Below are 15,037 nucleotides of genomic sequence, written 5' to 3'. Positions count from 1 at the left end.
CAGTGCGCCAGCGTCAAGATGTTAGCGCTACCTTCAGGGCTTCATAAGACAGCTTTGGCGTACGTTCCAGTGTTTCAAAGTCCACATGAACCAATCCAAAGCGCTTTTCGTAACCTAGCGCCCATTCATAATTATCCAGAAGCGACCAGAACATATAGCCCTTTAACGGCACACCTTCAGCCATAGCCCGCTTTGCCGCAGCGACGTGCTGATTGAGATAATCGATTCGAGCCTGATCATTGACCTGTCCATCTTGGATCAAGTCCGGATTTGCCATCCCGTTTTCGGTGACCAACAAAGGTAGATCACCTGTGTATTCAGACTGCGTTCGCTTGAGAAATTGATAAAGCCCCTCAGGGTAAATCTCCCAATCCATCTGGGTCTTCGGCAATGGCCCCGGCACTTCTTCGTGGCTCGGCCAAGCGCCTTCATTCGGGGCTATGATTTTGCGCGTGTAGTAATTCAAACCACACCAATCCAGAGGCGTGCCAATCACGTCAAAATCATCTTCGAAATTCTTGGGCATATGAGGCAAGAGGCCCCTCATAACATTCTCTGGATATGCCTTCTTAAAGACACCGCCGAGGAAAAACCGATTGTAGTACCCGTCATAAAGCTCAGCTGCTTCGCGGGCGGCATCGCTATCATCGGCAGGCGTAGCCCATTCCAAGTTAAAAACGCCACCAAGATTCGACATGCCCAAGCCCCGCATGGCCTGAATTGCGCTGCCATGCGCCAAAAGCACATGATGCATCGCCCGCGCCGTTGCACGGATGTCACGCATTCCGGGCGCATGGTGACCTAAAAAGTGGCTCAACCAAGCCACACACCAAGGCTCGTTGATGGGAGCGACGGAATACATGCGATCTCCTATTCGCCCCATAATAACCTCAGCAAAGTCCGCAAACCACTTAGCAATATCGCGATTGCGCCAGCCGCCCAAATCCGCCAGCGGTTGTGGCAATTCCCAATGATACAGCGTTGCGCAGGGTTTCAGCCCATTTTCTAGCATGCTGTCGACGATCCGGTCATAGTAATCCAAACCCTCTTGGTTCGGCGCCCCTCGTCCTTCAGGCAAAACACGCGCCCAACTGGTCGAAAACCGATAGGCGTCAACCCCCCCCTCTTTCATCAACATGTAATCGTTTGCATAGCGATGAAAATGATCGCACGCCAAGTCACCTGTCTCAGACCTCACAACATTACCGGGCGTTGCTGCAAAGCTGTCCCAGTGCGTCTTCCCGGCTCCGCCAAACTGGTGGCCTTCAATCTGATATGACGACGTTGCGGCCCCAAAGATAAAACCTTCGGGAAAGTCGCTGCGTTTAAAGTTCATGTTATCCCCTTTGAGGCGCCGGACCGGTCGATTTTCCAACAATCAAATCCGCTTCCAACCATTCCGTTTTTTTGGTGTCTCCACCTTTTTCAATGACATCGAGCAGCATCTCGGCTGCGCGCCGACCAGCCGCGCGCACAGAGGACCGCGTTGCAGTGAACAGTGGTTCATCAATGCCATTGTTGAGATATCCAAGATCATCGTCATGAGTGATCACCGAGACGTCTTTGCCCATTTTAAGCCCCGCCTCATCAATCGCACGACGCACGCCAATGGCAGTGATCATCGAAGATGTTAGAACGGCCGTTGGTGAGTTCGGCATAGCAAGCATGTCGCGCATGCAATCATGGCCCAGCGCCTCGGTCATCTCACCTTGGAAAAGCAAGCTGGTGTCCAGTTTCTCGCCACGATCTAGAAGAGCAGATTCCAAGGCTCTGCGTCGGCGATAAGCAAAGTCCATGTTCTCTAAACCGTTGATCAAAGCAATACGCGTATGGCCCAAGTCCAAAAGGAAATTGGTCGCCCGCCGAAAGGCTGAGTAGTTATTCACATCAACCCAATTGTAAGGCCGTTCGATATTGGAGGCTCGACCGTGCACGACAAAAGGCAGACCCAACTCCAACAGCAAAGGAATACGAAAGTCATCCATATGCGGACCATGCACGATGACCCCATCCACGGTACCTTTGCGATGCAGATCACGATAGGCTTTTTCCTCATCCGGATCAGGAACAACCGAGAGAACCATATCGTAACCATTTCGCGAGTAAGTTTCCCCAGTTCCCGCGATGAAATCGCCGAAAACGGGGTTTACCATCTCATGTTTGGTCGAAATCGGAATGATGTGGCCAATCGCCATCGACCGACCGGTCGCCAGCCCTTTGGCACGCGTATTAGGGCGATAGTCATGTTGGCGCGCGGCCTCCATGACACGCTCCCGCGTTTTTTGATTCACCTCGGGGTAACCGTTCAGTGCACGACTCACCGTCGTTTGGGACAAACCCAGCAGTTCTGACAGTTGTTTAAGGTTCATCTCTCACCCAAAGCGCTTTCAAATTTTACAAAGACATAAATCAGAGTTTCAAAATCGTCAAAGAAAAATCTCAAAAAACTTAGGAATAGGGATATGTTTATAAGGTTTTTTGAATTGATCATTGACTCTTCGCAGACTCTTTTGACATGTTAGCGCCATCCAAAGCGCTTTGGAAAATTTGAAAGCGCGGAAGCTAGCATGTAATCCTAGGGAGGGATCATTCATGAAAAATCTGATGTTGGCAGTAGCCCCAGCGGCACTGGCGGCCAATCTGGCGATGGCCGATGGACATCTGGCATTTGCGCCAGGCGAAGGGCCATTCAGCTGGGACGCCTATAATGCTTGGTCTGAAGACGCTCCTGACCTGAGCGGCCAGACCGTTACGGTATTTGGCCCATGGCTTGCACCTGAAAACGAATACTTCCAAAACGCGCTTGCATACTTTGAAGCCGCGACAGGCGCGAAAGCGATCTACACGGGTTCAGATTCCTTTGAACAACAGATCGTCATCGATGCAGAAGCAGGATCTGCACCAAACATCGCAGTCTTCCCTCAACCGGGTCTGGCAGCCGTAATGGCATCTAAGGGCCAGCTTTACCCTCTGCCAGAAGGCATGGGCGATTGGGTCGCTAACAACTATGCAGCAGGTCAGTCTTGGGTGGATCTTGGCACCTACGCGGATGCAAACGGCGCTGATCAAGCCTACGGTTTCTTCTACAACGTGAATGTTAAGTCTCTGGTTTGGTACAGCCCTGAAAACTTCGAAGACGCAGGGTATGACGTGCCGGGCTCCATGGAAGAGCTGAAAGCGCTGACCGAACAGATCGTTGCAGACGGTGAAGTGCCATGGTGTATCGGTCTGGGTTCTGGCGCAGCGACTGGCTGGCCGGCAACTGACTGGGTCGAAGACCTGATGCTGCGCACACAGCCGACTGATGTATATGATGCATGGACCACAAACGACATTCCGTTTGACGACCCACGTGTGGTAGCGGCTATCGAAGAGTTCGGCTGGTTCGCCCGTGACGATGCGAAAGTCGCAGGTGGCGCTGGCGCAGTTGGAACAACCGACTTCCGGGATAGTCCTAAAGGCCTCTTCACTTCCCCCCCTCAGTGCTACATGCACCGTCAGGCGTCCTTCGTACCAGCCTTCTTCCCAGAAGATGTTGAATTTGGCGTCGATACCGACTTCTTCTACATGCCGTCTTATAAAAGCAAAGACCTAGGCAATCCTGTTCTCGGTGGCGGTACCTTGATGGCTATCACTGATCCGTCTGATGCGACCTCAGCCCTGATGGACTTCTTCAAACAGCCTCTCGCGCACGAAATTATGATGGCACAGACCGGCTTCCTGACACCCCATAACGGTGTGAACCTGGACGCTTACAAAGACGACACCCTGCGTGGACTTGGTGAAATCCTTCTGGGCGCGACAACATTCCGCTTTGACGGCTCTGATCTGATGCCAGGTGGTGTTGGTGCCGGTAGCTTCTGGACCGGTATGGTGGATTATTCTGCGGGCACAAAAACCGCTGCAGAAACCGCGACTGCAATCCAAGAAAGCTGGGATGCTTTGAGGTAACCCTTCCACCAAACCAGCGCGCATCCGTGCGCTGCTTGTCGTGCGACCCGACCTTCGCGTTGGGTCGCACACCCCAAGGCCGCATAGGCTGAACCCCTTCGAGAGGCACCTCCATGCATCCAGCAATTCTGGGCATTCTGACCATCGCCCTCGGCGTTGGCGTCTGTATCGGCTACTTTTTCCTATCGAACTTGTTCTTGGACAAAGTGCTATTCCCGCCACGCGGACCGAACGCAGGGCGCAATATCAACCGCGCCAATCTGATCCGCCCTTGGCTCTTTCTGGCCCCAGCGCTTTTCGTGTTGGGCCTGTATCTCGCCTACCCCGTTTTCGCCACCTTATGGCTGTCCGTGACAGAGCGCACGCCAAGCGGCAACGTTTGGGTTGGCTTTGAAAACTACGCCCAAATGCTGGGCGAAGACAAATTCTGGGAAGCCATGCGCAATAACTTGCTTTGGCTGATTGTGGTGCCCGCAGCATCCACTGGATTTGGCCTTTTGGCTGCGCAGCTGACCGATCGGATAGGTTGGGGAAATATAGCCAAGTCATTGATATTTATGCCCATGGCCATCTCATTTGTAGGTGCCGCGGTGATCTGGAAACTGATTTATGACACTCGCCCTGAAGGCTCCGACCAAATTGGCTTGCTCAATGCAATTTACCTCTTTCTTGGAGGCGACGCGCCTCAGACGTGGTTAACGCTGCCCTTCTGGAACAACTTCTTTCTCATGGCGGTTCTGATTTGGATCCAAACCGGTTTCGCAATGGTGATCCTGTCTGCTGCCCTACGCGGCATCCCTGAAGAAACCGTTGAAGCCGCCATTGTCGATGGCGCAAACCCGTTCCAGGTTTTCTTTAAAATCAAAGTTCCGCAGATCATGGGCACAATCGTAGTGGTTTGGACCACGATCACCATCATCGTCCTCAAGGTCTTTGACATCGTATTCGCGATGACCAACGGCCAATGGGAGACACAGGTTCTTGCCAATTACATGTACGACAAAATGTTCCGCGCCAATGACTGGGGCGTAGGATCGGCCAGCGCCATGATCATCATGCTGCTTGTAACCCCGATCCTTGTTTGGAACATCCGCAATGCCCGCAAGGAGATGCGCTAATGAACAATATAGCAGGCACAAAGTCCTCCTTAACCTGGGCGGTACACATCTCTGTTGCTGTGCTGGTCATCGCATGGCTACTACCCACGGTCGGACTTTTCGTTTCGTCCTTCCGTACCGCTGATCAGATCGCGACCAGCGGCTGGTGGAAGTCGTTATTTGCGCAAGAACAAACCATAGCGCAGCGCGCGGCAGCACCGGGCACGCAGGTTCAAATCGATGGGCTATACGTCATCGAAGGGCAAATTTTTGAAGGTGATGAGCGCCCAGACATTAAAACTTGGGGCATTTCATCCCGCGCCGTAGATGCCTTCGTTCCGGGTGACGTCGCAGAAATGCGCCGGGGCGGCACTGTCACACTGAACGCAGATGGCACTTACCGCATGGAAAACACCGAGGAATTTGGTGGCAGCCGCGGACAGCGCATTTTCATTACTGGCGAGGTCCCGCCTGAGTTCACTTTTGACAACTACTACACCGTGGTTTTTGACCCGAACAATATCGACGGTATGGCAAAAGCCTTTATCAACACGCTAACGGTCACCATCCCAGCGACCATCATCCCGATCCTAGTCGCCGCCTTTGCTGCCTATGCACTGGCATGGATGGATTTTCCGGGCCGTGCGCTGTTGATTGCAGCTGTGGTGGGCCTTCTGGTGGTGCCGCTTCAGCTGGCGCTAATCCCTCTACTGAAACTGCACAATGAAATTGGCATCGGCAAAGGCTATATAGGTGTCTGGCTTGCCCACACCGGATTTGGTATGCCCATGGCGATTTACCTTTTGCGCAACTACATGGTCGGCCTGCCGCGCGACATCATCGAAAACGCACGCGTGGATGGCGCCACTGAATTCCAGATCTTTATTAAGATTATCTTACCTCTCAGCTTCCCTGCACTCGCAAGCTTTGCCATCTTCCAGTTCCTCTGGACGTGGAATGACCTGCTTGTCTCGCTTGTGTTCCTGATCGATTCAACCGGTGAAACCACCGTGATGACCAAGCAGATTATCGAGCTTCTCGGCACCCGAGGTGGCAACTGGGAAATCCTCGCAACGGCGGCCTTTGTCTCGATTATCGTACCGCTGATCGTCTTCTTCGCAATGCAGAAATACCTGGTGCGCGGCATGCTCGCCGGCTCCGTAAAATAACAAGGTTAGAGAATGAATATCATGACCAATGTGTCCAACATTGCATCCCTGAAAGCCGACGCCAACTGGTGGCGCGGAGCGGTAATTTACCAAATCTATCCGCGCAGTTTTCAGGACAGTAATGGCGATGGCGTCGGCGATCTGAAAGGCATCACAGAGCGCCTACCCCATGTGGCAAGCCTTGGCGTAGACGCCATCTGGATTTCGCCTTTCTTCACCTCTCCGATGAAAGACTTCGGCTATGACGTCAGCGATTACTGCGATGTCGACCCGATGTTTGGAACACTCGCTGACTTTGACGCGCTAGTCGCGCGCGCGCATAAGTTGGGCCTACGGGTGATGATTGACCTTGTGCTAAGCCACACAAGTGATCAGCATCCATGGTTCGGAGAAAGCCGCGTTTCCAAGGACAATGCCAAATCTGATTGGTACGTATGGGCCGATGCAAAGGCAGATGGGAACCCGCCAAACAATTGGCTGTCGATTTTTGGTGGCCCTGCATGGCAATGGGACGGACGTCGTCAGCAGTACTATCTGCACAACTTCCTGGCCTCACAGCCCGATCTGAACTTCCACTGTCCAGATGTGCAAAATGCGCTACTCGACGTCGCAAGCTTCTGGCTGGAGCGAGGTGTGAACGGTTTCCGCCTGGATACAATCAACTTCTACGTCCATGATGCGCGGCTGCGCAGCAATCCTCCTCTCGCGGAAGAGGATCGCAATTCCACCATCGCGCCACAGGTAAACCCTTATAACCACCAAGAGCACCTTTACGACAAAAACCAACCCGAGAACCTCGCGTTTCTGCGCAAGCTGCGCGCGGTCATGGATCCATACGGCGCGGCGGCTGTCGGCGAAGTTGGCGATGCGCAGCGTGGCTTAGAAATTCTTGGCGAATACACTGCGGGCGATGACCTTACGCAGATGTGCTATGCTTTCGAATTTCTCGCCAACAACCGGCCAACAGCCACTGAAATCGCTGAAGTTTTGAATAAGGTGGATGAAGTGGCGGCGGATGGCTGGGCTTGTTGGGCTTTCTCAAACCATGATGTGCAGCGCCATGCATCCCGTTGGGAACTTAACGAAGACGGCCTAAAAATAATGATCACCTTGATGATGTGTCTGCGCGGGTCAGCGTGCATTTATCAAGGTGAAGAACTTGGCCTACCAGAAGCAGACGTCGCCTATGAAGATCTACAAGATCCATACGGGATTGAGTTCTGGCCCGAGTTCAAAGGACGTGACGGTTGCCGCACTCCGATGGTTTGGGAAAAGTCCAACGACACTGCAGGCTTCACTCAGTCCCAGCCCTGGTTACCGGTGAGCCCAGAGCATCTAAGCAACGCCGTTGCCAATCAGGAAGAAGACCCGGCATCACTGCTGCACTTCTACCGCCGCGCGATTGCTTTGCGCCAAGCACATGTCACGCTACGCAAGGGTGCTCACACGCCGCCGAAGGCGACGGGGAATGTGCTGACATTTGTGCGCCACGAAGGAGGCGCTCAGGTTTTCTGCGCATTCAATCTGAGCGACACACCTGCTGAGATTTCACTGCCAGATGGCAATTGGACATCGATTGCACAGGACCTCAACGGCGCAGCGGTAGCAAACAGTCAAGCCACGCTTGAAGCTTGGCAACCGTTGATCGCAAAGAAGAACTAGGGAGGACAGCATGGCTGGTTTAAAACTCACAAATGTCGAGAAAACCTATGGTGACTCGATCAATGTCCTTCAGGGCATCAACCTTGATATCGAGCCCGGCGAGCTCATTGTCTTTGTCGGCCCATCAGGCTGTGGCAAATCCACTTTGCTGCGCATGATTGCAGGTCTTGAACAGATCACTGGTGGCTCACTTGAAATCGATGGGCAGTATGTCAACGACATGCCGCCAGCCCAACGTGGGATCGCCATGGTGTTCCAGTCTTACGCGCTTTATCCACACATGACGGTGCGCGATAATATGGCCTTTGCTCTGAAGCTGGCTAAGAAGTCTGCGGCTGAAATCGATGAGGCCGTTACAAAAGCTGCGAAAGTCCTGCAGCTTGAAGAATATCTTGATCGCTTGCCAAAAGCGCTGTCAGGTGGTCAACGTCAGCGTGTTGCCATTGGCCGTGCGATTGTACGTGATCCAAAGGTCTATCTCTTTGACGAACCGCTTTCCAACCTAGATGCGGCTCTACGCGTGGCCACTCGGATTGAGATCGCACAGTTGAAAGAGGCAATGCCCGACTCAACGATGATCTACGTCACCCACGACCAGGTCGAGGCAATGACTTTGGCAAGCCGTATCGTGGTGCTGGCCAATAAAGGCATAGCACAAGTTGGTACGCCGCTTGATCTTTATGAACGCCCTGAAAACGAGTTTGTGGCACAGTTCATCGGCTCTCCTTCGATGAACTTGTTGGCCGGTGAAATCGTCGAAACCGGTGAGGTCACGACCGTGAAAACCGATGATGGCAATGGGACGTTTCAGGCCAACATTCCAACCTTGCCGGAAGATAAAGGTCGCAAGGTTAACGTCGGCATTCGTCCAGAAGACTTGGTTGCCACCGATGGTGAAAACTACGCCTTCAAAGATACGGTTACGATTGTCGAAGCCCTTGGCGAAGTCACGCAGCTCTATTTTGAAGCTCCAAGCTCTAGTCAGCAGACCGATACAGTGATTGCAAAACTGCCGGGCATTCATCGGGATTTACGTGGCAAAGAGCTGACCCTGACAGCGGAGCCATCTAAGGTGCATCTGTTCAGCAATGGGCAGTCGCTGCTTTATAGGTGATCCCACTTGAAATCTGATTTCAAATTACCCTGCCCTATGAGGCAGGGTTTTTTGCACCCCTCACTCTTATCCGACAAATAAAATCGGGAATTGACATATCCGACTCATTTAGTCAGATTAATGTCATTGGCGAGAGGAAACCCAAATGAACATGCAAACCACAATTTCAGAACCTTATTCCAGCATCCCGATTTTGGATGCCAATCAAATCACCGGTAACGATGGTCTGGCGCGAATTGTGTTGAACGAACAGGTCTACACATTGCGGATTACACGGGCCGGGAAATTGATCCTGACCAAATAACGAAAAGGGCGGCCACATGGGCCGCCCTTTCGCAATTCATATGATCATTCAGATCAGATTTTACCCTTCCAAGGGATCAGCCAGTTTTCCAAAGCACGCATGCCAACTTCGATGGCAAAGCCGATCACACCGATCACGATGATACCAACGATGATGATGTCGGTCAGCTGGAACTTAGACGCGGTCACGATCATCTTGCCGAGACCCACGTTCGCCGCAACCAATTCGGCCGCAACAACAGTACCCCAACAAACACCCATCGCAACGCGAGCGCCTGTGAAGATGTCAGGCAGTGAGTTTGGAACAATGACCTTAGACAGGATCTGCCATTTGGACGCGCCCAGCGAGTAGGCCGCGTGGACTTTGGAGATCGCAACACCGGACACACCCGATCGTGCCGCAATAATCATGATCCACAAGGCTGCCAGGAACAGCAAGACGATCTTACCGGTCTCACCAATGCCGAACCAAATAATGATCAGCGGGATCAGTGCTAGAGGTGGAATTGGACGCATGAATTCGACAATTGGATCGAACCAACCGCGCGCCCATCCAGTCAAACCCATGGCATATCCAATCGGAACCCCGATCAGTGCACCAAGAAGGAAGCCCAGAAGAACACGTTGAAGCGAATAACGTGTGTGCTCTATCAAAGTATAACCCTGATACCCTTCTTTATTCAGCCAAATAAAGCGCTGAAATACGACTTCAGGGGCAGGCAGATACAAACGCGCCATCCGGAAACCTGTTGCTGGCGCAAAGGTTGGAGTGCCCTTGTCAGTCAAACCCAGCGTGCCTTCGTCCACTGTGATCTTATCACCCGGCATAATAGGCTGACCATTGATCGCAACGATTGTAGAACCGTCTTTCTTAGAGACTTCGTCATTTTGCCAGACATTCACGACCTTGAAGCCGTAACGCGCAACTGTCAGCGTGTCATTCTTTGCAAAGCCGTCACCTGGTTCGACCTCTGCCGCGGAAGGTTCGCGACCGGGGTTTCCATTTTCATCCACGGTTTGCTGAATGTCTTCGCGATACACACGCACGCTTACAGTAGCGTCATCCTTAGTGCCATCTTCAAGCTGAGCCGTGTAGGTAAACGTCATATCGCCAGAAAACGGACCCGGGAACTTCGGCAGTGGGATTGCCGAGTTAGTGAAGGCAACCCAAAGCCAGAAGACAGTGATCACCGAAACAACCGACGCAACGCGGTTGGCTGTAATCGCGCTTTCATCCCCGAACGTTACGGTTTTTAGCTTGTTAAAGCCCTTCTTCTCAAAAGCGCTTTTGAAAATCCGTTTCGCAATCACAAAGGATCCGAAAAAGGCCGCTACATAGAGGGCAAGTACGAGTAAACCGGTCATGCGCTTTCCTCCGTCCGGCCCATGATTTCTTCTTCCATGTTCCAGATCATTTCCAAGATTTCCTCACGCGTGCTAGCGTAATCCTTGTGTTTTTTCACTTCGCGCAAATCATTGCCAACACCAAGATCGGCAAATGGCAGACGATATTCTTTATGAACCCGACCAGGTCGTGGAGCCATAACCAACAGGCGCTCACCTAGCAGCAGAGCTTCTTCCACGGAGTGCGTGATCAAAATGATCGTCTTGCCGGTGTCTTTCCAAAGATCAAGAACAAGGCTTTGCATTTTTTCACGGGTCAAAGCATCAAGCGCACCCAAAGGTTCATCCATCAAAATGACGTCGGGGTCATTCGCCAGGCAACGCGCCAGCGCGACACGCTGCTGCATACCACCTGACAACTCGTAGATTGCCTTTTCTTTGAAGTCCTGCAGGCCAACGACCTCAAGCAGGTGTTCAACTTTTTCTTTGCTTTCAGCGCGACTCACCCCCTTCATGTCAGGGCCGAAAGACACGTTGTCGCGCACGTTCATCCATTCGAACAATGCGCCCTGCTGAAAGACCATGCCGCGTTCAGGTCCTGGACCTGTCGCCACTTTATCATCCAGCTTAATTTGCCCTTCCGTCGGGGCCAAGAAACCAGCAACGATATTGAGCAACGTTGTCTTACCACAGCCTGATGGGCCGAGTACGCTCATGAGTTCGCCGGATTTGATATCCAGCGTGACATTCTGCAATGCTTGAACATGACCGCCATTTGGCAGATCAAAACGCATAGAGATGTTATCGATTAATAATTCAGACACCCGAATTCCTTCCCCGAAAGGTGTGCCGCCCAGCTTGCCGGGCGGCATAGAAGCGGGGCGCTGGGTTGCGCCCCATTAAAGGGTGATTATTGAGCCGCAGTCAGCGGATCAGCGTTCACATTGTCAGCGTAAGAAGCCTTTGCAGCATCGATAGAACCTGATGCGACAAACACGTCTGCTACACCTTTCATGAAGTTGGCTGCATTGCCACCCAACCAAGCTTGGCTCAACTGAGCTTCAACTGTTGGGAACTCAAATGTTGACAGCGTAGCGGCTGCATCATCTTCGCTCATACCTGCGTCTTTCGCGATGATTGGCAGCATTTTCGCGCGGTTAGCTTCGTCTGCCCACATCGCGTTTGCTTTAGCAGTCACTGCAAGGAACGCAGCGGCTTGATCGCTGTTTTCCGCGACATAAGCAGTTGGCGCAGTTGTTGCGTCAAATACCAGAATGCCCAGAGCAGTCTTTTCTGCGCCAGTCAAAAGCACGTTGCCGGAGTCGAACATACGACGAAGCGCGCCGCCCCAACCACATGCCATGTCGATAGCGCCTTGGCTCAATGCGGCTTCGCCCTCTGCCGGCGCCATGTCAACGATTTCAAGGCTATCCAGTGAAACGCCGAAGTGCTCCATTTGCTTCAGGAAGCCGTAGTGCGCCGCGGTACCCAATGGCACGGCAACTTTTTTACCCGCAAGCTCGCCTGCGCTGTCTTTGTCGATCTCAAGGTCTGCACGTACAACACAGTTGTCGTTGTCCGCATAAGATACAGCTACGTCCAGTACTTGAATGTCCTGACCAGCAGATGCGGCCACAACGAATGGCGGAATACCTTGGCTAACGGAAAGCTGAACATCGCCTGCTGCCATCGCGGCACTCATTGCAGTACCTGTGTCAAAGGACACCCAGTTGACTTTCGCGCCGAGCGCTTCGTCATACATGCCGGTTTCCTTGGCGTATTGGAAAGGCATTGGCCATTCCAGGAAGTACGCCACGGTGATTTCCTCAGCCATCGCAGCCTGCGCACCTGTGAGCATCGCAACAGAGGTCGCCAAAGCAGCGAATTTGGATTTGAAAGTCATCTTCATATTTCTCCCGTGTGATTGGACCGCTCCCAAAGAGCGGTCGTAGAATCTAGGTGGCCTTATGCTTGGCCTGAATCTCTAGAATTAAGAGTTTTCACTCCCAACACCCTAATCCGACCGGAAAATGCGTTTCCGATCAACGTTTTTTTCAGCCAAAATGAGAAAAAATGCAAAATTGAAAATTGGCGTCAAATTTCGAATCATGAATAAATCGCCTGTATTTTCATTGCGTTACCTTCAAACTTACACTAAAAACACTCGGTCAAAATTCAAAACTGGACTTAAGTACAGTATTCACTGGCCCTATTCCCACCGCCCAGATTCCAAGCAAACTGCTGCAATCAAACGATCAGAGTCTCTGGTCTCGTTTTTCTTGTATTTCGCTCTCTGAGCCCGAATCCGAAGGTGTTAAAATGGACGGCACATTCAAAGACAACGACCTTTCTAAAGTCGTCGCAGCCGACAAAGCAAACGTCTGGCACCACCTGAGCCAGCACAAACCATATGAAACCAGCGATCCTCGCATCATTGTCGAAGGCAAAGGCATGCGCGTCTGGGATCAAAACGGCAAAGAGTTTATCGACGCGGTTTCAGGCGGTGTTTGGACCGTAAACGTAGGCTATGGCCGCGAAGAGATCTGCGATGCAGTCCGTGACCAGCTCATGAAACTTTGCTACTTCGCGCAAACAGCGGGTTCGATTCCAGCAGCACTGTTCGCAGAAAAGCTGATCGAGAAAATGCCTGGCATGTCTCGGGTGTATTACACCAACTCCGGTTCTGACGCGAACGAGAAGGTCTTTAAGATCGTACGTCAGATTTCTCACCAGAAATACGGCGGTAAAAAGAACAAAATCCTATATCGTGATCGTGACTATCACGGCTCAACAATTGCAGCGATGTCTGCAACTGGCCAACACGAACGTATTGCGGATTACGGTCCATTCGTTCCAGGCTTCGTCAAAGTTCCACATTGCTTGGAGTACCGGAAACATGAACTCGGCATGGAAGATCTTTCCGGTGCTGAATTCGGTCGCGCAGCCGCTGATCAGATCGAAAAAGTCATTCTGGAAGAAGGCCCAGAAACTGTTGGTCTACTATGCCTTGAGCCAATCACTGCTGGCGGTGGCGTGATCGAGGCTCCAGAAGGTTACTGGGAACGTGTTCGCGAAATCTGCGACAAGTACGAAGTCCTGCTTCACATCGATGAAGTCGTTTGTGGCGTTGGTCGCACAGGGACATGGTTTGGCTATCAGCACTTCGGCATCGAGCCTGATTTCGTCACCATGGCAAAAGGTGTTGCTTCTGGTTACGCCGCGATCGCCTGCATGGTCACCACCGAGAAAGTCTTTGATAAATTCAAAGAGGACCCAACCGATAAGATGAGCTTCTTCCGAGACATCTCCACCTTTGGTGGGTGTACTGCGGGTCCAGCAGCAGCGCTGGCAAACATGCAGATCATCGAAGACGAGAATCTCTTGGAAAACACCACGAAAATGGGCGAGCGTATGCGGGCCAACTTCCTGAAGCTTCAGGAAAAGCACGCTGTTATCGGTGACGTACGTGGGCGCGGTCTATTCCAGGGTGTTGAGCTGGTTCAGGATCGTGAAACAAAAGAACCGGTCGATGAAAAGCTTGCTCAGGCGGTTGTCGCGGATTGTGGCGCGCAAGGCGTGATCATTGGTGTCACCAACCGCTCGCTGCCAGGTCGCAACAACACCCTATGCTTCAGCCCTGCACTGATCGCAACCGAAGCGGATATCGATGCGATTTGTGACGCAGTCGACAACGCTCTGACGAAAGTCTTCGGCTAAACCACCATGAGCCCGCGCAAATTCTGCGCGGGCTTTATTTATGTTTGGAATATCCTCATGTGGCCTAGCCCTCGGAAACTCTGCGGTACGCGCCTGACGCTTTTGCCGCTGTCGCATGCACATGCCGCACAACTGGCGCAGGCCACCAAAATTACGGCTCACATGCCTGAAGGATGTCGCTTGCCCGTACGCCACGACATGCAGGGAGAAATTTCTTATCTGCTTGAACGTCAAGCGGATGGGTTGGGCCTGAGTTATGCCATCCAAACCTCAGATTCTCGCTTGATCGGCTGGATCAGCTTTTCATCGATCGATCGCGCTAACAAACGGCTTGAAATTGGTAACATTTGGCTGGCTTCCAAGGACATGGAATTGTTCATCGAAATGATGACAATGTTGATGACATTTGGGTTCGAAGTCGCGGGCGCCAACACCATCCAATTGCGCAGCCTGGCGGACAACTCATCACATCGTATGCTGCTTGCAGGTCTAGGTGCAAATTTGGACGGGGTCCTACGAGGCGATATCGTTGCTAAAGATGGCTCTGCAAAAGATGTGGCGGTATATTCTATTCTAAACACCGAATGGTCCACAAAAAGCGATACCTTGCTTGCGCGACTAAACTGATACTGTGCTATAGAATTCAGCGACATAAGAGGGCTGAAAGCCACAAATTGTCA

Annotated in this window: 13 protein-coding genes; 8 read left to right on the top strand and 5 right to left on the bottom strand. The window is 52.2% G+C overall.

The window, feature by feature from the left end:
• Nucleotides 1-13 precede the first annotated feature (13 nt).
• Together JXQ85_RS11690 and JXQ85_RS11685 are read right to left on the bottom strand one after the other, a co-directional pair.
• Nucleotides 14-1,336, bottom strand: coding sequence for a GH1 family beta-glucosidase (locus JXQ85_RS11690; RefSeq protein WP_421749108.1), 1,323 nt, complete (start codon nt 1,334-1,336; stop codon nt 14-16).
• 1 nt (nt 1,337) lies between these two features.
• Complete coding sequence (locus tag JXQ85_RS11685; protein WP_421749107.1) at nt 1,338-2,369, bottom strand: LacI family DNA-binding transcriptional regulator; 1,032 nt, start codon at nt 2,367-2,369, stop codon at nt 1,338-1,340.
• Nucleotides 2,370-2,592: 223 nt separating this feature from the next.
• On the opposite strand from JXQ85_RS11685, the gene JXQ85_RS11680 reads away from it, so the two are divergent.
• The 6 genes from JXQ85_RS11680 (at nt 2,593) to hemP (ending at nt 9,297) form a co-directional block, all read left to right on the top strand.
• On the top strand, nt 2,593-3,951 hold the full coding sequence (locus JXQ85_RS11680) for an ABC transporter substrate-binding protein (RefSeq protein WP_421749106.1): 1,359 nt from the start codon (nt 2,593-2,595) through the stop codon (nt 3,949-3,951).
• A gap of 113 nt (nt 3,952-4,064) precedes the next feature.
• Complete coding sequence (locus JXQ85_RS11675; protein ID WP_421749105.1) at nt 4,065-5,069, top strand: carbohydrate ABC transporter permease; 1,005 nt, start codon at nt 4,065-4,067, stop codon at nt 5,067-5,069.
• Nucleotides 5,069-6,217, top strand: a complete 1,149-nt coding sequence (locus JXQ85_RS11670; protein WP_421749104.1) for a carbohydrate ABC transporter permease — start codon at nt 5,069-5,071, stop codon at nt 6,215-6,217. The genes JXQ85_RS11675 and JXQ85_RS11670 overlap by 1 nt, the downstream gene beginning before the upstream one ends.
• 12 nt (nt 6,218-6,229) lie before the next feature.
• Nucleotides 6,230-7,879, top strand: a complete 1,650-nt coding sequence (locus tag JXQ85_RS11665; RefSeq protein ID WP_421749103.1) for an alpha-amylase family glycosyl hydrolase — start codon at nt 6,230-6,232, stop codon at nt 7,877-7,879.
• A 10-nt stretch (nt 7,880-7,889) separates the two neighbouring features.
• Nucleotides 7,890-8,993, top strand: coding sequence for an ABC transporter ATP-binding protein (locus JXQ85_RS11660; protein ID WP_421749102.1), 1,104 nt, complete (start codon nt 7,890-7,892; stop codon nt 8,991-8,993).
• Between the two features lie 145 nt (nt 8,994-9,138).
• Nucleotides 9,139-9,297: a hemin uptake protein HemP gene (gene hemP / locus JXQ85_RS11655; RefSeq protein ID WP_421749101.1), complete on the top strand. Its 159-nt coding sequence runs from the start codon at nt 9,139-9,141 to the stop codon at nt 9,295-9,297.
• 53 nt (nt 9,298-9,350) lie between these two features.
• Here the strand turns inward: hemP and JXQ85_RS11650 are convergent, their stop codons facing one another.
• The 3 genes from JXQ85_RS11650 to JXQ85_RS11640 are packed head-to-tail and all read right to left on the bottom strand — an operon-like array spanning nt 9,351 to nt 12,549.
• The gene (locus JXQ85_RS11650) at nt 9,351-10,661 is read right to left on the bottom strand and encodes an ABC transporter permease (RefSeq protein WP_421749100.1); all 1,311 of its coding nucleotides are present in this window, start codon (nt 10,659-10,661) and stop codon (nt 9,351-9,353) included.
• Nucleotides 10,658-11,512: an ABC transporter ATP-binding protein gene (locus JXQ85_RS11645; RefSeq protein WP_421749099.1), complete on the bottom strand. Its 855-nt coding sequence runs from the start codon at nt 11,510-11,512 to the stop codon at nt 10,658-10,660. Before JXQ85_RS11645 ends, JXQ85_RS11650 begins: the two co-directional genes overlap by 4 nt.
• Before the next feature lie 38 nt (nt 11,513-11,550).
• Nucleotides 11,551-12,549, bottom strand: coding sequence for an ABC transporter substrate-binding protein (locus JXQ85_RS11640; protein ID WP_421749098.1), 999 nt, complete (start codon nt 12,547-12,549; stop codon nt 11,551-11,553).
• A 410-nt stretch (nt 12,550-12,959) separates the two neighbouring features.
• On the opposite strand from JXQ85_RS11640, the gene JXQ85_RS11635 reads away from it, so the two are divergent.
• On the top strand, nt 12,960-14,357 hold the full coding sequence (locus tag JXQ85_RS11635) for an aspartate aminotransferase family protein (protein ID WP_421749097.1): 1,398 nt from the start codon (nt 12,960-12,962) through the stop codon (nt 14,355-14,357).
• Nucleotides 14,358-14,363: 6 nt separating this feature from the next.
• Nucleotides 14,364-14,984 (top strand): GNAT family N-acetyltransferase, encoded by a 621-nt coding sequence (locus JXQ85_RS11630; protein ID WP_421749096.1) that lies wholly within the window; start codon nt 14,364-14,366, stop codon nt 14,982-14,984.
• Nucleotides 14,985-15,037: the final 53 nt, after the last annotated feature.

The organism is Cognatishimia sp., from assembly GCF_049116455.1.
Taxonomy (GTDB): domain Bacteria; phylum Pseudomonadota; class Alphaproteobacteria; order Rhodobacterales; family Rhodobacteraceae; genus Cognatishimia.
This window is presented reverse-complemented; position numbering and strand designations above follow the sequence as displayed.